Genomic DNA, 22,026 nt, shown 5'->3' on the forward strand with positions numbered 1-22,026 from the left:
CATGCGGATCCTGGTGGTCGAGGACGAGCCGCTGCTCGCCGACGCGGTGGCGCAGGGCCTGCGGCACGAGGCGCACGCGGTCGACGTCGCGTACGACGGCGCGGCGGCCCTGGAGCGGATCGACGTCAACGACTACGACGTGGTGGTGCTCGACCGCGACCTGCCGGTGGTGCACGGCGACGACGTCTGCACCGCCCTGGCCGCCCGCGGCGGCGCCGCGCGGGTGCTGATGCTGACCGCGGCGGCCGGCGTCGACGACCGGGTCACCGGGCTCGCGCTCGGCGCCGACGACTATCTGCCGAAGCCGTTCGCCTTCCGCGAGCTCTCCGCGCGGGTCGCCGCCCTGGGCCGGCGCGCGCGTCCGGCCGCTCCGCCGGTGCTGCGCCGGGCCGGGATCAGCCTCGACCCGTACCGCCGCGAGGTGCACCGCGACGGCCGTTACGTGCCGCTGTCCCGCAAGGAGTTCGCCGTGCTCGCCGAGCTGCTGCGCGCCGACGGCACCGCGGTGTCGGCCGAGTCGCTGCTGGAGAAGGCGTGGGACGAGAACGCGGACCCCTTCACCCACGCCGTACGCATGACGATCCTGAAGTTGCGGCGGAAGCTCGGCGACCCGCCGATCGTGCTCACCGAGCCGGGAGTGGGGTATCGGATCCCATGAGAGTCACCGTTCGCACGCGTCTGACCCTCGTCTACGGCGGCCTGTTCGTGCTGGCCGGCATCGTGCTGCTGGGCGTCACCTACGTGCTGGTGCAGGAGCGCCTGCCGATGGCGGTGGCCGGCGAGGCGTCGTACGCGGTCGGGCCCGGCGACGGAGCGGGCGTCGGCCCGGAGCCGAAGTTCGTCCAGAAGATCGTCGACGGCACCCAGAGCACGGCCCTGCACACGATGCTCACCCAGGGGCTGATCGCGCTGGCGGTGGTGAGCGCGGCCGCGATCGCGCTCGGCTGGCTGGTCGCCGGGCGCATGCTGCAGCCGCTGCACCAGATCACCGCGACCGCGCGCCGGATCGCCCAGGCGCCGCCGGACGCCGACCGCGGGCTGTACGAGCGGATCGCGCTGACCGGCCCGTACGACGAGATCAAGGAGCTGGCCGACACGTTCGACGTCATGCTCGAGCGCCTCGACCACTCCTTCGACGGGCAACGCCGGTTCATCGCGAGCGCGTCGCACGAGCTGCGGACGCCGCTGACGCTGAACCGGACGCTGCTGGAGGTCGCGCTGGCCGCGGAGTCGCCGTCGGAGGAGGTGCGGCAGCTGGGCACGACGCTGCTGGCCATCAACGACCGGCACGGGCGCCTGATCGACGGTCTCCTGCTGCTGGCGCAGTCGGACCGCCCGGTGGCCGAGCGGTCCTACGTGGACCTGGCCGACATCGTCGAGCACGTCGCGGTGTCGGACACGGTGAAGGTGGTGACCGAGCCGGCCGAGGCGGTGGTGGCCGGGAACCCGGTGCTGCTGGAACGCCTGGTGCAGAACCTGGTGGAGAACGGCGTGCGGCACAATTCGGGCGACAACGGCTGGGTTCGCGTACGCACGGGGACGCGCCCGGACGGCTGGGTCGTCCTCGAGGTGTCGAACTCCGGTCCGGTCATCCCCCGCTACGAGGTCCCCGGCCTGTTCGAGCCGTTCCGCCGGTACCGGTCGGACCGGCTGCACGGGCCGGGCGCGGGCCTGGGCCTGTCGATCGTGCGCGCCGTCGCCCGGGCCCACGGCGGCACGGCCGATGCGTTCGCGCGCGACGAGGGCGGTCTCGTGGTGACGGTGACGCTCCCGCATCTGGTCGTGCGAACCTGACGGAACCTGTCAGCCATAGGCCGTACGGTGCCGGTATGCGAGCAAGCGGAACCTTCGACGTAGCCGGCTTCACCCCCGCGCCGGTGCCGGCGGGCGAGATCAAGACCGGGCTGCCGGTCGGGGTCGCGACCATGCGCAAGACCTTCGCCGGTGAGGTCGCCGGGCGGTCCGAGACGCTGTTCACGGCCGCCTTCGACCCGGCGAGCGGCACCGGGACGTACGTAGCGATGGAGTCGTTCGAGGGCAGCGTCGGCGGGCGGCCGGGTGCGTTCAACTTCGTGCACTCGGCGACCACCACGGGCCAGGACCGGCAGGCCGAGTTCCTGACCATCGTCCCGGCCAGCGGCACCGGCGAGCTGACCGGCATCCGCGGCACCGGCGGCCTGGCCGTCGACGAGGACGGCACGCACCGGGTCTGGTTCGACTACGAGCTGGGCTGACATTCGTCCAAGACCGGCGGCGACCGGCGGCGCATCGTCGAGGTCATGAGTTCGCACGGAATGCATGTGGTCCATGACGGGCCGCTCGACGGGCCGCCGCTGGTGCTCATCCACGGATCGGGGGCGGCCGGCGGCTGCTGGGGCCCGATGGTCCCGATGCTGGCCGCCCGCCATCACGTGATCCGGGTCGACCTGCCCGGCTGCGGCCGGTCGGCGCCGCCCGCGTCCTACGCCGTGCCCGACCAGGCCGCCCGGGTCGCGGCGCTGCTCGACGAGCTCGGCCTGCGGCACGTGACGGTGGCCGGGCACTCCAGCGGCGGCTACGTGGCCACCGCGCTCGCCGAGCGGCGCCCCGAGCTGGTGCGGTCGATCGCGCTGATCAGCTGCGGGCCCCGGCTCGACGCGCTGCTGCCGCAGCCGCTGCTGCTCCGGGTGCTGATGGCGCCGCCGCTGGGCCGGCTGCTCTGGTCGCGGCGGTCCGACGAGCTGACCCGCAAGGGGCTCGCCTCGATCGCGGCCGGGCCGGTGGAGATCCCGGACGAAGCGGTGGCCGAACTGCGCGGCACCACCTATAGCGCCTTTCGGGGAGTGATGCGCGGCAATGGCGCGTACGTCTCGGCGGAAAGCGTGCCCCACCGCCTCGCCGCACTCGGATTCCCGGTTTTGGTGATCTTCGGCGCGGCCGACCCGCGCTGGGACCCGGAGTCGGCCCGGCAGTACTACGCGGTGCCGGACGTGCGGATCGAGATGCTCGCCGGCGTGGGGCACCTGCCGATGTTCGAAGATCCCGAGGCGACGGGCAAGCTGCTCCTGGATTTCGCGGCCTAGGCTGGTCCCGTGCAACCGCCCGCGGGGGTGTGGTCCGACATGGACGTCGCCGTGCCGCGCCCGTCGAGCCTGCCGCCCGGCATCAGCATGGCCGGGTTCCGCCGGCGCGTCCCGGCGCCGCCAGTGGACATCGCCATGGTCGCGCACCCGTCGGTGACCCTGCTCGTCGACCTGAGCGAGGACGACGCACTGATCTTCGACGCCCTCGGCCACCAGCACCGCGGCAGCACGGTGATCGGCCTGCTGCCCGGCGAGCTGCGCGCCGGCGGCCGGGGCCTCGTCGCCTGCCTGCAGATCCGCCTCTCGCCGGTGGCGGCCGCCGCGGTGCTCGGCGCGCCGGCCGCCCTGACCGGCGCGGTGCTGCCGCTGGAGGACCTGTGGGGACGCGAGGCGGCACGTCTCGGCGAGCGGTTGCGCGCGGCCGGTTCCTGGGAGGACCGATTCGCGATCGCGACGTCGGCGATCGGCCGGCGCTTCCCGGCGGTCGAGCCCGAGGTCGCGTACGCCTGGCGGCGCACTCGCGGCGGGCGCGGCCGGGTGCGCGTCGAGAGCCTGGCCGAGGAGGTCGGCTGGAGTCGCAAGCGGTTGTGGTCCCGGTTCCGCGCCCAGCTCGGCGTGACGCCGAAGGTGGCGGCCCGGCTGGTGCGCTTCGACCGCGCCGCCCACCTGCTGGCGGCCGGGCACGCGCCCGCGTCCGTCGCCGCCGCCGGTGGCTATGCCGACCAGTCCCACCTGCATCGCGAGGTGCGCGAGTTCACCGGCCTCACCCCGGCGGCGGTGGCCGCGGCCCCCTGGCTGGCCATCGACGACGTCGCGTGGCCCTAGGCAATACTTCTCGCTCGTGAAGCGAGAGTGGCGCCTGCGCCCGGCGACGGCGGCCGACGTCGAGGCGCTGGCCGAGCTGCGGGCGGTGGTGCTGCGGGCCGACCTGGAGCGTCTCGGCCGTTACGACAGCCATCGGGTGCGCCAACGCCTGCGCGACTCGTTCTCGCCGTCCCACACGTCCATCGTCCTGGTCGATGGCGCGCTCGCGGGAAGCGTGACCCTGCGTCCCGCCGAGGGTCGGCAGTGGCTGGAGCACTTCTACCTGGCGCCGGACCATCAGGGGCGGGGCCTGGGCTCGGAGATCCTGCGAGAGCTGCTGGACGGCACCGACGCGCGCGGGGAGACGGTTGCCCTCAACGTGCTGCGGGGCAGCCCGGCTCGGCGGCTGTACGAGCGGCACGGGTTCGTCGTCGAGGTGGAGGACCCGATCGACGTCTTCATGGTCCGCGGGCCGGGGGTTCCGGGGCAGTCCGGCTTAGGAGGGCCTGAGCCGATCTTTAAGGACTCCTGAAGGAATCGGCGATCGTGAGTGGCAGGCCGGATAGTGCAGAGGCCTACCCCATGTCGTCGATCGATGAGGAACACTCTTGCTCGCCCGTCATCGCAAGCCTGCCCGCAAACGACCGCTCGTCATCGCCGCCCTCGTGGTCGGCGTGGGGAGCGCGACCGTGGCGGGAGTGGCCTCCGCGCAGACCTTTGATCGCCATCGGACCGTCGCCACGTCGGCGGACGCCGCGCACCGGGCCGCCGCCGGGAAGCTCGGGGCGGCCACCACCGCGACCGGGTCGCGGCGGCCCCGGCCCCGGCCCACCGCGAGCGCGACCGTGCCGCCGCCCACCGCGCCGACATCGGGGGCTCCGGCCACCGAGCCGACCGCGGGGACTCCGACCACCGCTGGACCCACCGGGCCGACCGCTGGTCCGACCAATGGGCCGACCACGGAGCCGACCAACGGCTCGACCGCGGAGCCGACCACCGCGACGCCGCCGGCCGGCGAGCCGACGACGGCCGCGCCGACCACGCCGGGGACCACCGCGCCGACCGCGGCGCCGCCGGCCACCACCGCGCCGGCGGGCGACCCGATCATCGCGGCCGCGCTGGAGCACATCAACTCCGCCCGTACGGCCAACGGATTGTCGCCGTTGACCTTGAGCGCTCAGCTTTCCCGGGCCTCGGAGGCGCACAACGCGCTGATGGCCGGCGGATGCGGGCTCTCGCACCAGTGCCCGGGCGAGGCCGGCCTCGGCGACCGCTTCACCGCCGCGGGCGTCTCGTGGACCTCGGCCGGGGAGAACATCGGCCAGGGCAACGCGGCCGACAACCAGGCCCAGATCATCGCGGCCGCGAATGGGCTCACCGACCTGATGCTGGCCGAGGTCGCGCCGAACGACGGGCACCGGCGGAACCTGCTCAGCGCCGGCTTCAAGCGGATCGGCCTCGCCGTCACCCGCGACAGCAGCGGCAAGGTGTGGTTCACCCAGGATTTCGTCAACTAGGCACGTCAGGCCTCGAAGCGGGTCCGCCGCCGGCGGGCGATGAGGAAGCCGGCCAGGCCGATCGCCACGAGTCCCGCGCCGGCCGCGCCGATCAGGGAGGTCGGCGGGCCGGTGATCGGAAGGCCGCCACCGCTCCCGCCGCCCTCGCCCTCGCTCTGGCCGCCACCGCTGTTCCCGGCCTTGGCCGGGTTCAGGACGATCTTCGCGACGTTGTTGGCCTCGTTGATGTCCTTGCTGAAGTCGTGAACGTCGTCGACCGCGACCGTTCCCGTGGCGTTGACGACGACCTTGGTGACCTTCACCCGGAACTTCCAGGTGACGGTCGTTTTGGCCCGGAACGGACCGGACTCGCTCGTGTAGCAGGCGTAGTCGGCGTGCGGCGGCGGGGTCTGTTCCATGCATCCCGCCGGCGTGGTGACGACCTCGGTGCCGGCCGGGAACGTGACGACGATGAACACCGGGCTTCCGACGGGCGGGTCAAGCGTGGCCGGGCCGTTGTTGCGGACGCCGACGGGCAATGTGATGGTGGCGCCGGCGGCTGCGGACGCGGTCACGCCGACGGCGGCGAGGTCGGCGCCCTGCCTACCGGTGACGTTGACGGTCAGCGACTGCGAGTTGTTGCCGGGATCGGTGTCCGTCTGCTTGGCCAGCGACACCTTCCGCTTCAGCTCCAGCTTCGCGCCGGTGCCGGGAGTGCCGGGGCCCTCGAAGCCATTGTCCTCGATGAATTTGATCAGGTTCCGGTAGCCGTCGGCCGTTCGCCACACGAAGTCGCCGGCCACCGTGCTGGGCGCATACGTGTCCCGGCGTAACCGATAGGGCAGGGTGACCTGGTACGTGACGCCGGGCTCCAGACCCTGATCGAAGACGCAAGCGTGCGGCTGGTCGTCGCGGTAGAGACAGTTGGCGAACCGCGTCCTCGCACTGAACGCATAGGCGGTGTCGATGGTGACCGCGGCGCCGTGCACAACGCTGTCGCCGTTGTTGCGAACTTCCAGCGACGCCCCGAACGTCGCACCCGGCGCGACGCTGATCGTCTGCGAACCGCCGGCGGCGAGGTCGACCCCGTGGACGACCGAGACGTCGACCGTGAGGCTGGCCGGCTTCACGCCCCCGCCCGAGAACGTCATGGTGATCTTCCCGGTCTCGCCGTTCGCGCCCGGGTCGGCGGAGATCACCGCATGGTGTTCCCGGTTCCCGGCCGGCGACACGTAGATCTCGGACACGATCGGGCAGCTGACCTTGGTAGGCCCGGACGAGGTGCAGTCGAAGTTGTCGGCGGGGCCGGCGAGCCGGACGCCCTCGAGACCGTCGGAGAGCTCATAGGTCATGGTCGTGAAGATGAGCGTCTGCCCCTGATCGGCGAAGACGATCGGCCGCACATCGGCCGACGCTCCCGCTCCCACCAGCACATCGGGCATGGCCATCCGGACCGAGATGTCGGCCGCTCGAGCCGGCGTCGTAACCCCCGTGGCCAGCGCCAGAGCCGCCGCGATCCCGACAACGAAGCGCCACCGAACCGAGTACCGCATGCGCGAACCTCCCGAGATCCTCACCGATCTGGAGTGGCCCGGAGTCTAGACCCGCGGCATTCCCCGCGCTGCCCCGTCGTGCCGAACCGTCCGAACCGGAGGCCGGTGGCCGCTCCACGAAAGTGTGGCGGGAGCACGTGCTTTCGGCGTGCCCGGGAGGCGGGCGAATAGTCCGGGTTCGACGTCTTGGAACGGCTCGAAGGGCACCATCTGCGCCGATGCCCGGTCGCCCGCCCGCACCCGTCCGAGCGACCCGCCGGGCCTGCCTGTCGGACGACCCCCTTCGCGTGATGCCGGAAAGAAGCGATCTCGCTTACGTTCTGTCCGTCAGTCCGGTAAATCAGCTTCCAACCAGAAAGTCCAGCCATGCCCTACGGCAACGCTGCTCCGGTGACCGGTGGCGCCGGCGCCCTCGTCCTGTCCCACTTTCTCGGCCTCGACACCATCCTCGCGGCCGCGATCATCGCGGTGTTGTTCGGGATCTCCGCGTTCCGGTACGGCTCCCGGATCCGGCGCGGCCGCAAGGCGATCTTCACGCTGGCCGGCGCGGCCGTGGCCGGCGTCGCCTACCTCGCCCACACCGGCGGCCTGAGCTGGACCACGTCGGCCGCGCTCGGACTCGCGGCCGCCGTCACCGCCCTCGTTCTGTCCTCTCGCCTCGTCCCGCAGGAGCGTCGTGCCGTCGCCTAAAGCCCGCCTCACCCACCTGGTCATCATCGCCGGGGTCATCATGGCCCTGGAGGCGGTGACCTTCGTGGTGAACCGCCAGACCGACGATCCGCTGCTGATCGGGTACTGGTGCTTCGGCGCCCTGGTGATCCTGCTCTGCCTGGTCGCCTTCCATTTCGGCCGCCGCTACCTCGACCGGGAGCCGGCGTCGGGCCGGGTGCTGTGCATCATCCCGGCCTACAACGAGGACCAGGACAACCTGGTGGGCTGCGTGCGCAGCATCCTGGCGCAGACGATCGCGGTGGACATCGAGGTCATCGACGACGGCTCGGGCGTGCCGATCCTGCCGTTCGAGCACCCGCGGGTGACGTGGCGGCGGCAGCCGAACACCGGCAAGCGCGGCGCGCAGGTCGAGGTCCTCAAGGCGCACGGCCGGAAGGTGGCGGGCCGCTGGCGGTCGAACACCTACCAGTTCGTGCTGACCGTCGACTCCGACTCGAGGCCGGCGCCGGACGCGCTGGAGCACCTGCTGCGGGCGATGAGCAACCCGAAGATCCAGGCCGCCACCGGCATGATCTACATCCGGAACTACGGCGACAGCCTGGTCGCCCGGGCGGCGGACATCGACATCGGCACCAGCTGCGTGATGATGCGGGCCTCGCGGTCCATCCTCGGCTGCCTGGAGACCACCTCCGGCGCGCTGGCCATCTACCGGGCCGACCTTCTCTACGACCACCTCGAGGCGTACGCGGTGGAGTGCGGCACGGGCGACGACCGGTGGCTGGCGCTGCGCGCACTCGAGCGCGGCCAGGTGGTGGGCGTGGCCGAGGCACTGGTCGAGACCGACATGCCGGCGAACCTGACCGGCACCTACCGGCAGCGGCTGCGCTGGGCCCGATCGTGGTGGTGGATGCTCCCGTACGTCTTCAAGAACCTGGACCTGCGGCAGCTCATCTCCCCGACGTACGGGATGCTCCAGCTCGTGATCGCCCCCGCCATCACGCTGTGGGCCCTGGGCGGCATCGTGGCCGGCGCCATCTCCGGTCACGAGCGCTACAGCGGCGGCAAGGGCCTGCTCGCGCTGGGCGTCTACCTCGGCGCGTACGTCATCGTGCGGTGGGGTTTGTCGGGCCTCTATCTCGTCGGCCGGCCCGGCATGCCCGCCCGGGAGAAGTGGCTCTCGTTCCTGATCGGCACGCCGGCCGCGATCCTGCTGAACCTGCTGCTGCTGACGCCGACCCGGTACGTGGCGCTGTTCAAGCTCTTCGACAACCGCTGGCAGACCCGCACCTCGAAGGCGGCCCCGGTGAACTACCACGTCGCCCGGCACGACCCGGAGGCGACGCCCACGCTGGTCATGCCCGTGCTGCGCGACCTCGACGGCCGTCCGCTGCACGTCCCGGTGCCGCGGCAGCCCCGCCGTGCGGTCACGCTGACCTGGTCCCGCGCCGACCCGGAGGCTACTGCGGGGCCATCGCATAGTCGTCGGTGACGATCGTTCCGGTGCCGCTGATCTCGAGACCGAAGCTGATGGCGGTCGCTTCCGAGGGCAGCGGCGCCGTCACGAAGTCGGTCAGCGTCCACTCCGGCGACGCCTCGACCGACGGGCCGTTCGCCCAGTACTCCCAGTCGCCCGAGTGGCGGCGGTAGTAGACGACGATGCTGACGTCGGTCCGGTCCGGCCAGTCGCCCTTGTACCAGAGCCACGTGCCGTACCGGATGCCCGGCGTGACCTTGGACAGGCAGGGCGAGCCGGCCGGGTCCCGCGCGATAATCAGTTTCCGGTCGCCGCCGGTCGAGCGCTCGACGACCAGCTGCTCGGCGGTCGACCCGCTCTGCCGGCCGGCGACCCGCGACCATCGGGCCGGTACGCCCGCGGTGTCGTTCTCGGCGTGCTGGAAGCAGGCCGGCTCGGCGCCGTGCCGCTTCTCCAGCGACGCGTTGTGCACCAGGTTGCCGGCGCCCGGCTCGGGCAGCGGCGGGGTCGGCACCCGTCCGCCGGTCGCGTCCTCGCGGATGGCGGTCGTCGAGCACAGCCGGTGCGCGTTCATGTAGTCGACGATCGGCTGCAGCGCGGCGATCGAGTTGAGGGTGTCCTGGCGGCCGCCGTCGTGCATGGTGACGATCGTCCGGTCCCGGATCCCGGTGAGCCGGTAGCCGTCGCTGGTGTAGCCGTTGACCACGTTCGAGACGATCTGCTCGGTGGTCGCGCCGGACCAGTCCTTCGAGTCCACGATGTTCGAGTCGGTGATGCCCCAGGGCGAGACGATCCGGTAGCCGAGCTTGCGGGCCAAGTCGTCGGCCCGCGCGTCGATGTCGCCGTACGGCGGCCGGTACAGCGTCGGGCGGGGCAGGCCGGCCGCCACGATCGTCCGGGTCGCGCCGTCCAGCTCCTGGGTGATCTGCTCCGCGGTCAGCGGCGCCCGCTTGGTCGACTCGCCGGTGATCGACGCGTGATCGTAGGTGTGGTTCTGCACCGAGTTGCCCGCCGCGACCAGGTCGTGCATCAGCGTGACCGCCTTGCGGCCGCCGTCCTCGATGTTCTTGCCGATCACGAAGAACGTCGCGTGCAGGTGCAGCGCGTTGAGCCGGTCGAGCAGCTCACGGGTGTGGACGCCGGGACCGTCGTCGAAGGTCAGCTCGATGTGCCCGCCCGAGCAGTCGTTGTTGACCGGCCGCGCCGGCTCACCCTTGGCCGGCGCCTTGTCGGCGATCACGAATCCGGCCGGCAGCGCCAGGCCGGCGGCGGCCAGGAATGCCGCCGATCGCCATTTCATGGTTCGCCCGTTTCGGCGACCTTCCTTGGTCGCGTCGTTCATTTTCGGTACCGTCCGCTTTCATGAGTCGCATCCTGAAAATGGCGCTCGCCGTCGTGGTGTCGATCGGGGTGCTCGGCTCTTCCAGCTCTTTCGGCGCCGCGGCGCGACCGGTCACGGCCTCGTTCCTCTTCGGCGCGGCCGTCGATGACCTGCGCACGAGCCGTCAGCGGCTGCCGGCCCTCGAGGCCGAGCTGGGCCGTCCGGTGGACATCGCGTCGACGTACGTGGATTGGTCCTATGTTTTTCCCGGCCCCACCGAGAAGTGGATGGCGGCCGGTGGAAAACGGCAGGTGCTGATTTCCTGGGAACCCTGGAAAATTCGATTCCGCGACGTCGCCGCGGGGCGTCAGGATTCGTATCTGGCGGCGGTGGCCAAGGCCATGCGCGCCTATCCGTACGACGTGTACGTGCGCCCGTGGCCGGAGCTCAACGGGAACTGGTCGACCTGGCAGCCGACGCCCGCCGGCGACAAGCGGGACGGTGGGACGCCGACGGAGTTCGTGGCGGCCTGGCGGCACGTCGTGTCGTTCTTCCGCGACCGGGGCGTGCGCAACCTGAAGTTCGTGTTCAACGTGGACGCCTCCGACCTGCCGTCCAACACCCGGGTCCCGGCGATCTGGCCCGGATCGGCGTACGTGGATGTGCTCGGGCTCGACGGCTTCAACTGGAACGAGGGCGGCTGGCGGTCGTTCCGGCAGATCTTCGCCCCGATGTATGCGACCGTCACCGGTCTCGACCCGCGACTGCCGGTCTGGGTGACCGAGTTCGGCTGCGCGCCCGGGCCGGACCGGCCGGCGTGGCTCTCCGCGATGATGACCACGCGGGCGTTCCCCCGGCTGCGGGCGGTGGTCTACTTCGACGTGCGGTCCCGCCTCGACTGGCGCCTGGGCGCCGCGGACCGGCGGGCGATCCGGCCCCATCTCAGGGGGCGCTGACGGCCGGGTGGGCGGCCGCGGTGGCCGATGCGGTGAAGATGGAAGGCCTCCTCGATGGGGTTCCCTGGCGCGAAATAACCTACGACGCGGCGGTTATTTCGGAAAACACCCATTTGAGGTCGTCCGAAAGCTTTTTCACATAGCCGTACGGCGGCCCGTCACCCCCGGCCGGCAGGCCGGTAACGCAGGCCGACGACCCCCGACCGGAAGTCATGGCGATCCACGAGCTCGAGCTCGATCCGCTCGCGCAGCCCGGCGAGCAACGTCGGCCCGTGCCCGGCCAGCACCGGCTGCACGAGGAACGTGTACTCGTCGATCAGTCCCCGATCGGCCAGCGCCAGCGGCAGGGTCACGCCCCCCACGAACAGCCCCTCGCCCGGCTCCTGCTTGAGCCGCCGAACCGCCTGCTCCAGGTCCCCCCGCACCAGCTCGGCATTCCAGTCGACGTCACTGAGCGTGCCGGACACCACGTACTTCTTCGCCCGGTCGATGGTCTCCGCGAACGGAACCTGCCACGCTTCCATCCACCCCGGCCACGCGCCGTCCGCCGGCCGCCGCCAGACCGACTCCATCATCCCGTACGTGACCCGCCCGAACAGCAGCCCGTCAGCGCGCCCCATCTCCGCGGCCCACCACCGCATCGACTCCGCATCGGGCGCCACTCCCGCCTCGTGATGGCAACAGCCATCAAGCGCAACATTGATCGAGTACCGAAGTTTTCGCACCGAGCTCCTTCGCGGGCTGCGCCGTTGGGCGGCTGGGCGGTTAGGTTAGGGGTTGGGTCGGGTTGGGTCGGGTTGGGTTGGGTTGGGTCCAGTTTTTTTGGGGCCAGGCGCGCAGCCAAGTCCACCGCAACCGTCACTCCCACCGCGCCCATCGCAACGCGGGGTCTCCGGGGGCTCGGCCCCCGGAGCGACATGGCGCGATGCCCCGGCCCGCGCAGTCTGCGGGCAGGGCACGCCGCATTCGCGCGCCCGGCAGGATTCGAACCTGCGACCGACGGATTAGAAGTCCGTTGCTCTATCCGCTGAGCTACGAGCGCTGGCCAGGCACATACTAGGCGGTCACCCCGGACTTGTCGTCCGTCTTGTCCTCGGGAGCGGGCGGCACCGAGATCTCGGGCGTCCCGGGCGGTGGCACGAAGGCGTCCACCCAGCGGCCGAGCTCGCGAAACACCTCCGTGCGCACCGACGGGCCGGAGAGGGTCAGGTCGTGGACGCCGCCGTCGAAGCGGGCGATCGTCACCCGCGCGCCGAGGCGGGGGGCCCACCGCACGATGTGCTCGACATCGAGGACGACGTCGGTCGAGTGGATGTCGTCGTGCCAGGCGCGGCCCTTGAACGTACGCGTGGAGCAAGCGACCAGGACCGGCGCGTCGATGCCCAGCCCCGCGCGCAGGCGCTGTTGTCCCCGGCGGATGGCGTTGAGCCAGCCGGCCGTCACCGGGAAGCCCGTCACCGGCTTCCATTCGAGGTTGTACGTCCACTCGCCACGGTGATCGGAATGCAGGCTCTCGCCGTAGAAGCTGAGCGAGGCCGTCGGGATCTTGCGGTACGGCGTCTTGCCGCTGGCCGCGATCACCGCCGACATCAGCGGGCGTTTGACCAGCCAGGGCACGTTGAAGTCGAAGAACGGGCTGTTCAGGAAGAGCCCGTCGACCAGGCCGCGGCCCTGCCGGGAGTGCGACCACAGCGCGGTGATCAGGCCGCCGGTCGAATGCCCGGCGACCAGCATCTGGTCGTGCCCGTCGACGTCCCGGACGATCCGCGCCGCCTCGTCGAGCTCAGGGTAGTAGTCGGTGAGGCTGCGGGCGAAGTTCGGAGTCTGGTGCGGCAGCAGGCTCCGGCCGTATTTGCGCAGGTCGAGCGCGTAGAAGTCCCATCCGCGCTCGGCGAAGAAGTCGGCCAGATGGGTCTGGAAGAAGTAGTCGACGAACCCGTGCACGTAGAGCACCGCACGGCGCGTCGGCCGATCGGCTCGGCGGCGCACGAGGGTGGCGACGACCGGGCCCTCGTCGTCGCTGCCCAAATCGATCGTGTGCCGCTCGTAGGGCTGCCCCAGGACGTCGATCTCCACGAGCCCAGGCTACCCAGCCGTAGCAGATCCGTCGCCGCTGCGGCCGTTTTCCCCATGTCGGCCTTCGTCCCCACCTTCAAAAATCAAGTTCCCGCTCCCGTACGCGGTGAAGGCATGCTCGCGGCCTCACTCGTTCCGAAAAGGGAGGGCACCAATGTTCGACACCAACCTCGTAGTGGTCGGCAACGTCCTGACGGCTCCCGAATGGCGGCGCATCGCCAGCTCCGGCGCGCTCGTGGCCAACTTCCGGGTCGCCTCGACCGCGCGCCGCTACGACCGGGAGAACAGCCGCTGGGTCGACGGCAACAACCTGCGGGTCCGAGTCGTCGCCTGGCGCAAGCTGGCCGAGGGCATCGCGTCCTCGATCACGGTCGGCGACCCGGTGATCGTCCAGGGCCGGCTCTACACCCGCGACTGGAAGGACGATAACGGCAACCCGCGGATCTCCTTCGAGATGGAGGCGTACGCGATCGGCCACGACCTGGCTCGCGGCCGGGCCAAGTTCTTCCGGGCCAAGTCGCTGCCGGGCACCGGCCAGCTCGAGGACGGCGAGTCGGAGGCACTGATCGGTGGCGAGCCGACCGTCGCGGTCCGGGAGGGCGAGGCGGTCGTCGGGTACGGCGACGGCGTGCCCGACGAGCAGGAGCCGACCTTCGCCGAGCCGGTGCCGGTCCCGGCGCTGACGCCGTCGCGAACGGCGGAACCGGAGGTGGTGGCGGCCGGCGGGGCGAAGCCGGACGACGAGGACGATCTCACCCTCGAGGTCGAGCGGCTGGTCGCCGAGCAGCCGGCGGGCACCCGACGCACCCGCCGCAGCAAGCGGGAGCCGGTCGCGGCCTGACTCCCGGGTGGCCCCTGTTCGGATTAGGTCGACCGCACAGGGGCCACCCGCCCGGTTGGCCCGGCCCCGGGTTCGGCGGGCAGACTGGGCCCGTGCTGTTGAAGGAGATCCGCGCGATCGCGGGCGAGACCCTGGTGCTTTCGCCGCACGACCTGGACGCCGAGCACGCCAACACCAGCTGGTTCGGCGCTCCGCCGCACGAACGGATGGGCCTGTCGGCCGAGGAGGTGGTGGCGGCCTTCGAGGAGACGGCCGAGCTGCTCCGCGACCAGGTGGCCGCGATGCCGTACGCCGGGCCGGCCACGTTCTACGTCTGGCACGACGGGGAGGCCGGGCAGTTGCGCTGCTCGACCGGCTCGTGCGGCCGGAACGACCTGCCGCTCGCGATCCCGTACCGGGTGACGGGCGACCTGCACGCCATCGTCAAGGAGTTCCTGGAGGACCGCGCACCGGGCGCGATCGTCTGGGGTGAGCTGGAGCCGGTGCCGTTTCCCGCGGAGCCGGCCGATCGACCGGTCTGGGTGTGCGATCTTTGCCCATGACCGAGAAGTGAACGGGGGACCGGAGAGATGGCGCGTGCCGACGCGGCGGGGCTGATCGCCGGCTACCTGCTCGACGCCGCGCTCGGTGACCCCCGGCGGTTCCACCCGGTCGCCGGCTTCGGCACGGCGGCCGGTGCTCTCGAACGCCGCCTCTACGCACCCGGCCGCCGGGCGGGGACGGCGTTCGCCGCGCTCGCGGTCGGCGGGCCGGCCATGATCGGGGTGGCGGCGGCCCGGGCCACCGGGGACCGGCCGGTGGCCCGAGCGGTGCTGGTGGCCGCCGCGACCTGGACCGTGCTGGGCGGGCGCACGCTGCGGCGGGAGTCCCGGATCATGGCCGGTCACCTGGACCGGGACGACCTGGCGGCGGCCCGCGGGCGGCTCAGTCATCTGTGCGGGCGCGATCCGTCGACGTTGGACGGTCCGGAGCTGGCCCGGGCCACGGTCGAGTCGGTGGCCGAGAACACGTCCGACGCGGTCGTCGCCCCGCTGGTGTGGGGCGGGCTGCTCGGGCTGCCGGGGCTGCTGGCGTACCGGGCGGCCAACACGCTGGACGCGATGGTCGGGCACCGGTCGGCGCGGTACGAGCGGTTCGGCACGGCCGCGGCCCGGCTCGACGACGCGCTGAACCTGGCACCGTCCCGGCTGACCGGGCTGCTGACGATCGCGGCGGCGCCGGTCGCGGGCGGGTCGCCCCGGGAGGCGCTGCGGGTGTGGCGGCGCGACCGCAACGACCATCCCTCGCCGAACGCGGGGCAGTGCGAGTCGGCGATGGCGGGGGCGCTGGGGGTGCGGCTCGGCGGGCGGAACGTCTATTTCGGACGCAGCGAGGTGCGGCCGCTGCTCGGCGACGGTCCGCGGCCGTCGGCGGTGCATCTGCGGCGCGCGGCGCGGGTCTCGGGCGCGGTGGGCGCGGCCGCGGCGGTGATCGCAGCGGGGTTGGCGCTGGCCCGGCGGGGCCGGCCATGAGCGGCGGACTCCTCGTGGCCGGGACGACGTCCGATGCCGGCAAGAGCGTGGTCACCGCCGGCATCTGCCGCTGGCTGCACCGGCGCGGGGTCAAGGTCGCGCCGTTCAAGGCGCAGAACATGTCGAACAACTCGGCCGTCGTGGTCGGCGCCGACGGGCGGGGCGGCGAGCTCGGCCGGGCCCAGGCGATGCAGGCGGCGGCCTGCGGCGTCGCGCCCGACCTGCGGTTCAACCCGGTCCTGCTCAAGCCGGGCAGCGACCGGTCGAGTCAGGTGGTGCTGCTCGGCGAGGCGATCGGCAACGTCACCGGCGGCAGCTACCGGTCGGTGCGGGAGCAGCTGGCCGGGACGGCGTGGGCGGCCCTCGACGAGCTGCGCGCGGAGTACGACGCGGTCATCTGTGAGGGCGCCGGCAGCCCGACCGAGATCAACCTGCGGGACGGCGACTTCGTGAACATGGGGCTGGCCCGCCACGCCGGGCTGCCCGCGATCGTGGTCGGCGACATCGACCGGGGCGGGGTGTTCGCCGCGTTCCACGGCACGCTGGCACTGCTGAGCCCGGAGGACCAGGCGCTGGTCGCGGGCTTCGTGATCAACAAGTTCCGCGGCGACCCGGGCCTGCTCGGGCCCGGCCTCGACATGATCAGCCGGGTGACCGGCCGGCCCGTGCACGGCGTCCTGCCGTTCCACCTGGACGTCTGGCTCGACGCGGAGGACTCCCTCGCGTACGGGCGCACCCTGGGTCGTCCCGGACCGCCCAGCGGAAGCGAATGGCTGCGGGTCGCCGTGGTCCGCCTGCCCCGCATCTCGAACGCCACCGACGCCGAGGCCCTCGCGGCCGAGCCCGGCGTCCGGGTGCAGCTGACGATCGAGCCGGGCGACATCGCCGACGCCGACCTGGTCGTGCTGCCCGGCTCGAAGTCGACGGTCAGTGACCTGGAGTGGCTGCGCGAGACGGGGCTGGCCGACGCGATCCTGCGGCACGCCGGGGCGGGCAAACCGCTGCTCGGCATCTGCGGCGGCTTCCAGATGCTGGCCGAGACCATCGACGACGAGGTGGAGAGCGGCCGCGGCGAGGTGCCGGGGCTGGGCCTGCTGCCGGTCGGCATCACGTTCGGCGCGCGCAAGACGCTGGCCCGGCCGGCGGGGGAGGGGCTGGGTGCGCCGGTCCGGGGCTACGAGATCCACCACGGCTTCGTCTCCCGGGGCGAGCCGGCGCCGCTGCTGCGCCATGCGGACGGGCGGCCGGAGGGCGCGGTCGTGGGCAACGTCAGTGGCACGCACTGGCACGGCGCATTCGAGTCCGACGAGTTCCGCCGGCGCTTCCTCACCGAGGCGGCGCGGCAGGCGGGACGGCATGGGTTCGCGGTCGCGCCCGGCACGCGGTTCGCCGCGGTTCGCGAGCGTGCCCTCGACGTACTCGGCGACCTGGTCGAGGAGCATCTCGACACCGACGCCCTCTGGCGCTTGATCGAGGAAGGGCCGCCGCCGGGGTTGCCGTTCGTGCCGCCGGGCGCACCATCATGAGATACGCGGACTTAGCTGCAGAAATCGGGCGTCGTCCCGCGAAGCTCGGCACCACGAGGCTGATCGCGGTCGACGGGCCGAGCGGCGCCGGGAAGACCACGTTCGCGCTGCGGCTGGCCAAGCAGCTCGACGCGCCGGTCGTGCACACCGACGACCTGCTCGACGGCTGGGACGACCAGTTCACCTTCTGGGAACGGCTGGAACGGCAGGTGCTGGCGCCGCTGCGGCGGGGTGAGGCCGGCCGCTACCAGCGCTACGACTGGCATCGCGGCCGCTTCGCCGGTCCGATGGTCACCGTCGAGCCGGCGGACGCCGTACTGCTGGAGGGAGTGAGCACCGCCCGGCGTTCGATCCGTCCCGAGCTCACCCTCGCCGTGTTCGTGGATGCACCGCCCGAGCTGCGGTGGGAGCGCGCCCTGGCCCGCGACGGCGACGACAGCGTTGCGTTCCGGGCGTACCTTGGGCGATGGCGTGCTGCCGAGGACCGGCACTTCGCCGAGGACCAGACCGCGGCCGGCGCCGACCTGATCGTCGACGGCGCCGCGGCGACCGGCGACGACGCTTTCAAAGGCGACGTTTTCAAAGGCGATGTTTTCAGAGGCGGCGACGATGACCGATGAAGAGAACCGTCCGGTACGCCGGCGGGTCACGCTGACCGGGATCAGCTCACGGGCCTGGGAGCACCCGGCCGACCGCGGCGCGCTGACCGCCCTGCGTGAGCTGCGTGGGTTCGACGACGTGGTGAAGGCGTTCTTCGGCATGTGGAGCGAGCGGGGCTTCCGCCTGCAGTTCCTGGCCGGCGCCATCCGCGTCGACCACCGGCAGTACCCGAGGGTCTACCAGCGCTTCGCCGAGGCCGCCGCCACGCTCGACGTGGCCGAGCTGCCCGAGCTCTACGTCAACCAGGACCCGATGATCAACGGCGCGGCCATCGGCCTCGACAAGCCGTTCATCGTGATCACCACGGGCGCGGTCGAGAAGCTCGACGACGACGAGCTGCGGGCCATGCTGGGGCACGAGATCGGGCACGTGCGCAGCGGTCACGCCGTCTACAAGACGATCATGATGATCCTCACCCGGTGGACCACGAGCCTGGCCTGGCTGCCGGTCGGCGCCCTCGCGCTGCGCGGGATCATCGTGGCCATGCTCGAGTGGTGGCGCAAGGCCGAGCTGTCCGCCGACCGGGCCGGCCTGCTCGCCGGCCAGGACCCGGCCGCCTCGCTGCGACTGCTGATGAAGCTGGCCGGCGGCGGCGACCTCTCCCAGATCGACACGACCGCCTTCCTCGAGCAGGCCGCGGAGTACGAGAGCGGCGGCGACCTGCGGGACAGCATCCACAAGATCGGCATCACCGCCTGGAGCACGCACCCGGTGCCCGTCGCCCGGGCCGCCGACCTGCGCAAGTGGGTCGACTCCGGCGACTACGCGCGCATCCTCGGCGGTGACTACCCGCGCCGCGACTCGGACGGTGACGCGTCGGTCGCCGACGACGTGAAGGCGGCCGCCTCGTCCTACCGCGAGACGTTCACGACCTCGCAGGATCCGCTGGTCGGCCTGCTGCGCAAGTTCGGCGGCGGCGCCGGCGACCTGGCCGGCTCGGCCGCCCGCGGCGCCCGCGACTGGGCCTCCGGCCGCCAACGCCGGGACGGCGAGCCGGAAAGCTAGGTCACCCTGGGTCTGTGTCGGAGTGGGAGACGGGCTGCGGCGTGGCCCAGCCGCCGCCTGGCCGCACGCCGCGAACACCCGAATACAACCCCGGTATTCGGGCGCCCGCGTCGCACACCCAGACGACGCCTGGACCTCGCCTCGCTCCGGCCCCCACTCCGACACAGACCCTAGGATCGGTTCATGAGCTTGAGCGAAACCGATCTGCGCGCCGCGATCGCGCGGGAGATGCCCGGCGTCCGTGCCGACCTCGAGCGGCTGGTCCGGATCCCGGGCATCGCCTTCGAGGGCTTCGACCACTCCCAGGTGGAGCGGTCGGCCGAGGCCGTGGCCGAGCTGCTGCGCGGCTGCGACCTCGACGTGCAGGTCGTGCGGCACGGCGGCCAGCCGGCCGTGATCGGCCGCAAGGCGGCGCCGCCCGGCGCGCCCACCGTGCTGCTCTACGCGCACCACGACGTGCAGCCGGTCGGCGACCCGGCGCTGTGGGCCAGCGACCCGTTCGAGCCGGTCGAGCGGGACGGCCGGCTCTACGGCCGGGGCGCCGCCGACGACAAGGCCGGCGTCATGGCCCACGTGGCGGCGCTGCGCGCGTGGGGCGACCGGCTGCCGGTCGGCGTGGTCGTCTTCGTCGAGGGCGAGGAGGAGTACGGCTCCGACTCGCTCGACGACATCATCGCGGCGCACCGCGAGGAGCTGCGGTCCGACGTGATCGTCATCGCCGACTCCGGCAACTGGGACATCGGCCGGCCCGCGCTGACCACCTCGCTGCGCGGTCTGGTCAACCTGTTCGCCGAGGTCAAGGTGCTCAAGAGTGCGGTGCACAGCGGCATGTTCGGCGGCCCGGTGCCGGACGCGCTGATGACCCTGGCCCGCCTGCTCAGCACCCTGCACGACGACGAGGGCGAGGTCGCGGTCGACGGGCTGGTCGGCCGCGAGGGCGCCAGCGTCGACTATCCGGAGGACCGGTTCCGGCACGAGGGCGGGATCCTCGACGGGGTCAAGCTGATCGGCCACGGCACGATCACCGACCGCATCTGGACCAAGCCGTCGATCTCGGTGCTGGGCATCGACGCGCCACGGACCTTCGAGGCGGCCAACGCGCTCCAGCCGCGGGCCAAAGCCAAGATCGGAGTGCGGCTCGCGCCCGGCGACGACCCGAAGTCGGCGTACGCGGCGGTCCGTGCCCACCTCGAGAAGTACGTGCCGTGGGGCGCCGAGGTCGAGGTCACGCTGGAGAGCGACGGCTCGCCGTGCGTGATCGACGCGACCGGCCCGGCCTACGAGGCGGCGCGCGCGGCCTTCAGCACGGCGTGGGACGGCGTAGCGCCGGTCGACATGGGCGTCGGCGGGTCCATCCCGTTCATCGCCACGTTCCAGGACCTGTTCCCGCAGGCATCGATTCTGGTCACTGGCGTGGAGGATCCTCACTCGGGGGCGCACGGACCCGACGAGAGCCTGCACCTGGGTGAGTTCGAGCGGGTGTGCCTGGCCGAGGCGCTGCTGTTCAAGAACGTCGCGGAGGCGCTGACGAGCTGAAGGAGGAGGGTCGCCGATGGCCGACCGGACGTGCGACGTGCTGGTGGTGGGCGCCGGCCCGACCGGGCTGATGCTCGCCAACTGGCTGGTCAAGCTCGGGGTCGACGTGATCGTGGTGGACGGCAAGGACGGGCCGACCCGGGAGTCGCGCGCTCTCGTGGTGCAGGCCCGCAGCCTCGAGATCTACGACCAGCTCGGCCTCGGTGACCTGGTCCTGGCCACCGCCCAACGCGCGAGCGCGCTCGCTCCGGGCTACCGCGACCGGGCGTTCGGCCGCATTCCGCTCGGGCCGCTGGGCGAGGGCGTGACGCCGTACCCGTACCTCGAGGTCCTCGAACAGAGCCGGAACGAGGAGATCCTCTACGAGAGCCTCCAGAAGCTCGGCCACGAGGTGCGCTGGGAGACCGCGGTCACCACGGTCTCCCAGACCGAGAACGGCATCGCGGCCAAGGTCGGCAACGACACCGTGCGGGCGCGGTTCTGCGTCGCCTGTGACGGGGCGAACTCGGCGATCCGCCGGCAGCGGCGCATCGACTTCGAGGGCACGACCAACCCCCACCGGTTCTACGTGCTCGATGCGGTGGCGGCCGGCGGTCTGGTCGAGGGCGCGATCAACGTACGGCCCGGGACGGACGATTTCCTGCTGGCCTTCCCGATGCGGGGGCGGGGTGCGTGGCGGCTGATCGGGCTGGTGCGCGACGAGGACGGCGACGGGATGCTCACCGAGGAGGACGTGCGGCCACGGCTGCGCGGGTTCGCCGTCACCTACGACCATGCGCGGTGGTTCGCGACCTATCGCGTACACCATCGCATCGCCGCCGCCTTCCGGGACGGGCCCTTCTTCCTGGCCGGCGACGCCGCGCACGTGCATTCGCCGGTCGGCGGCCAGGGCATGAACACCGGGCTCCAGGACGCGCACAACCTCGCCTTCAAACTGGCCGACGTGCTGCAGGGCCGCCGGCGGGACGCCTGGCTCGACCGGTACGAGGCGGAGCGTCGCCCGGTGGCCAAGCGCCTGGTCGCCACCACCGACCGCATCTTCGCGGGCGTCACCTCGCAGACCGCGTTCTCGCGGGCGCTGCGCCGCGCGGTGGTTCCGCTGATCGCGCCGGTCGGGGTCCGGGTGGTGGGCGGCACGCGTGGCGGCTCACGCCTCTTCCAGTACGTCTCGCAGATCCGCATCCACTATTGGATGACGCCCGGGGCCGAGCGCGCGTCGGGCGGCCGCCGTGACCCGGTCGTGGGACGGCGGCTGCCCTGGGCGGGGGACAACTTCGCCGCGTTGCGGTCACTTCAATGGCAGATCCACGTGTACGGGGGACTGGCCGCGACCGCCGTTCCGGACCTGGGCCTGCCCGTGCACGTCTTCCCCGAGGCGCCCGGCACCCTGCTGCGCCCGGGGCTGCTTCACCTCGTACGCCCCGATGGTTTTGTCGCCGCGGTGGCCGCGCCCGCCGATGCGCCGCGGATTTTTCCGCCCCTCATGACCGGATGAATCCTGTTAGGATTCGAACATGCGTTCTAAAGATGCGT

At 72.1% G+C, this 22,026-nt stretch carries 22 protein-coding genes and 1 tRNA gene; 18 read left to right on the top strand and 5 right to left on the bottom strand.

Translation table 11 applies throughout. The features are described from left to right. Position 1 precedes the first annotated feature (1 nt). The 7 genes from ACQP2F_RS06875 to ACQP2F_RS06905 all read left to right on the top strand — a co-directional run bounded on the left by ACQP2F_RS06875 (position 2) and on the right by ACQP2F_RS06905 (position 5,383). Positions 2-658, top strand: coding sequence for a response regulator transcription factor (locus tag ACQP2F_RS06875; protein WP_433301708.1), 657 nt, complete (start codon positions 2-4; stop codon positions 656-658). After that, positions 655-1,794, top strand: a complete 1,140-nt coding sequence (locus ACQP2F_RS06880) for a sensor histidine kinase (protein ID WP_433301710.1) — start codon at positions 655-657, stop codon at positions 1,792-1,794. The genes ACQP2F_RS06875 and ACQP2F_RS06880 overlap by 4 nt, the downstream gene beginning before the upstream one ends. Before the next feature lie 35 nt (positions 1,795-1,829). After that, positions 1,830-2,234 (top strand): DUF3224 domain-containing protein, encoded by a 405-nt coding sequence (locus ACQP2F_RS06885; RefSeq protein WP_433301712.1) that lies wholly within the window; start codon positions 1,830-1,832, stop codon positions 2,232-2,234. 45 nt (positions 2,235-2,279) lie between these two features. Then, positions 2,280-3,062 carry an alpha/beta fold hydrolase gene (locus ACQP2F_RS06890; RefSeq protein ID WP_433301713.1) on the top strand — a complete coding sequence of 261 codons (783 nt, stop codon included), beginning with the start codon at positions 2,280-2,282 and terminating at the stop codon, positions 3,060-3,062. 9 nt (positions 3,063-3,071) lie between these two features. Next, a complete protein-coding gene (locus ACQP2F_RS06895; protein ID WP_433301715.1) occupies positions 3,072-3,887 on the top strand; it encodes a helix-turn-helix domain-containing protein in 816 nt (271 codons plus the stop codon). A gap of 16 nt (positions 3,888-3,903) precedes the next feature. Beyond that, on the top strand, positions 3,904-4,398 hold the full coding sequence (locus ACQP2F_RS06900; protein WP_433301716.1) for an N-acetyltransferase family protein: 495 nt from the start codon (positions 3,904-3,906) through the stop codon (positions 4,396-4,398). 76 nt (positions 4,399-4,474) lie between these two features. Continuing rightward, a complete protein-coding gene (locus tag ACQP2F_RS06905; protein WP_433301718.1) occupies positions 4,475-5,383 on the top strand; it encodes a CAP domain-containing protein in 909 nt (302 codons plus the stop codon). A 5-nt stretch (positions 5,384-5,388) separates the two neighbouring features. Here the strand turns inward: ACQP2F_RS06905 and ACQP2F_RS06910 are convergent, their stop codons facing one another. Beyond that, complete coding sequence (locus ACQP2F_RS06910) at positions 5,389-6,915, bottom strand: LPXTG cell wall anchor domain-containing protein (RefSeq protein ID WP_433301719.1); 1,527 nt, start codon at positions 6,913-6,915, stop codon at positions 5,389-5,391. A gap of 366 nt (positions 6,916-7,281) precedes the next feature. Here ACQP2F_RS06910 and ACQP2F_RS06915 point away from each other — a divergent pair, with 366 nt between their 5' ends. Both ACQP2F_RS06915 and ACQP2F_RS06920 read left to right on the top strand, forming a co-directional pair. Beyond that, positions 7,282-7,605 carry a hypothetical protein gene (locus ACQP2F_RS06915; RefSeq protein ID WP_433301721.1) on the top strand — a complete coding sequence of 108 codons (324 nt, stop codon included), beginning with the start codon at positions 7,282-7,284 and terminating at the stop codon, positions 7,603-7,605. Continuing rightward, a complete protein-coding gene (locus ACQP2F_RS06920) occupies positions 7,592-9,076 on the top strand; it encodes a glycosyltransferase family 2 protein (RefSeq protein ID WP_433301723.1) in 1,485 nt (494 codons plus the stop codon). The genes ACQP2F_RS06915 and ACQP2F_RS06920 overlap by 14 nt, the downstream gene beginning before the upstream one ends. On the opposite strand, the gene ACQP2F_RS06925 is transcribed toward ACQP2F_RS06920, so the two are convergent. After that, a complete protein-coding gene (locus ACQP2F_RS06925; RefSeq protein ID WP_433301725.1) occupies positions 9,045-10,361 on the bottom strand; it encodes a polysaccharide deacetylase family protein in 1,317 nt (438 codons plus the stop codon). The genes ACQP2F_RS06920 and ACQP2F_RS06925 overlap by 32 nt on opposite strands. Before the next feature lie 62 nt (positions 10,362-10,423). Between ACQP2F_RS06925 and ACQP2F_RS06930 the strand changes: the two genes are divergently transcribed. Next, a complete protein-coding gene (locus tag ACQP2F_RS06930) occupies positions 10,424-11,338 on the top strand; it encodes a glycoside hydrolase family 26 protein (RefSeq protein ID WP_433301727.1) in 915 nt (304 codons plus the stop codon). Between the two features lie 158 nt (positions 11,339-11,496). Here the strand turns inward: ACQP2F_RS06930 and ACQP2F_RS06935 are convergent, their stop codons facing one another. The 3 genes from ACQP2F_RS06935 to ACQP2F_RS06945 all read right to left on the bottom strand — a co-directional run bounded on the left by ACQP2F_RS06935 (position 11,497) and on the right by ACQP2F_RS06945 (position 13,414). Then, complete coding sequence (locus ACQP2F_RS06935; RefSeq protein WP_433301729.1) at positions 11,497-12,063, bottom strand: dihydrofolate reductase family protein; 567 nt, start codon at positions 12,061-12,063, stop codon at positions 11,497-11,499. A gap of 244 nt (positions 12,064-12,307) precedes the next feature. Next, positions 12,308-12,380 (bottom strand) — tRNA-Arg (locus ACQP2F_RS06940). A 14-nt stretch (positions 12,381-12,394) separates the two neighbouring features. Then, a complete protein-coding gene (locus ACQP2F_RS06945; RefSeq protein WP_433301731.1) occupies positions 12,395-13,414 on the bottom strand; it encodes an alpha/beta hydrolase in 1,020 nt (339 codons plus the stop codon). A gap of 154 nt (positions 13,415-13,568) precedes the next feature. Here ACQP2F_RS06945 and ssb point away from each other — a divergent pair, with 154 nt between their 5' ends. The 8 genes from ssb (at position 13,569) to ACQP2F_RS06985 (ending at position 21,988) form a co-directional block, all read left to right on the top strand. Then, positions 13,569-14,255 carry a single-stranded DNA-binding protein gene (gene ssb, locus ACQP2F_RS06950; protein WP_433301733.1) on the top strand — a complete coding sequence of 229 codons (687 nt, stop codon included), beginning with the start codon at positions 13,569-13,571 and terminating at the stop codon, positions 14,253-14,255. Positions 14,256-14,347: 92 nt separating this feature from the next. Beyond that, a complete protein-coding gene (locus tag ACQP2F_RS06955) occupies positions 14,348-14,797 on the top strand; it encodes a hypothetical protein (RefSeq protein ID WP_433301735.1) in 450 nt (149 codons plus the stop codon). A 27-nt stretch (positions 14,798-14,824) separates the two neighbouring features. After that, positions 14,825-15,766: a cobalamin biosynthesis protein gene (locus ACQP2F_RS06960; RefSeq protein WP_433301737.1), complete on the top strand. Its 942-nt coding sequence runs from the start codon at positions 14,825-14,827 to the stop codon at positions 15,764-15,766. After that, positions 15,763-17,292, top strand: coding sequence for a cobyric acid synthase (locus ACQP2F_RS06965; RefSeq protein ID WP_433301738.1), 1,530 nt, complete (start codon positions 15,763-15,765; stop codon positions 17,290-17,292). Before ACQP2F_RS06960 ends, ACQP2F_RS06965 begins: the two co-directional genes overlap by 4 nt. Continuing rightward, positions 17,289-17,912: a uridine kinase family protein gene (locus ACQP2F_RS06970; protein ID WP_433301740.1), complete on the top strand. Its 624-nt coding sequence runs from the start codon at positions 17,289-17,291 to the stop codon at positions 17,910-17,912. Before ACQP2F_RS06965 ends, ACQP2F_RS06970 begins: the two co-directional genes overlap by 4 nt. Continuing rightward, a complete protein-coding gene (locus ACQP2F_RS06975; protein WP_433301742.1) occupies positions 17,902-18,957 on the top strand; it encodes a M48 family metallopeptidase in 1,056 nt (351 codons plus the stop codon). The genes ACQP2F_RS06970 and ACQP2F_RS06975 overlap by 11 nt, the downstream gene beginning before the upstream one ends. A 189-nt stretch (positions 18,958-19,146) precedes the next feature. After that, a complete protein-coding gene (locus tag ACQP2F_RS06980; RefSeq protein ID WP_433307376.1) occupies positions 19,147-20,493 on the top strand; it encodes a dipeptidase in 1,347 nt (448 codons plus the stop codon). Positions 20,494-20,509: 16 nt separating this feature from the next. Then, the gene (locus ACQP2F_RS06985; protein WP_433301744.1) at positions 20,510-21,988 is read left to right on the top strand and encodes an FAD-dependent monooxygenase; all 1,479 of its coding nucleotides are present in this window, start codon (positions 20,510-20,512) and stop codon (positions 21,986-21,988) included. The last annotated feature ends 38 nt before the right edge of the window (positions 21,989-22,026 follow it).

Origin of the sequence: Actinoplanes sp. CA-030573, from assembly GCF_050951115.1 — a bacterium.
Lineage (GTDB): Bacteria > Actinomycetota > Actinomycetes > Mycobacteriales > Micromonosporaceae > Actinoplanes.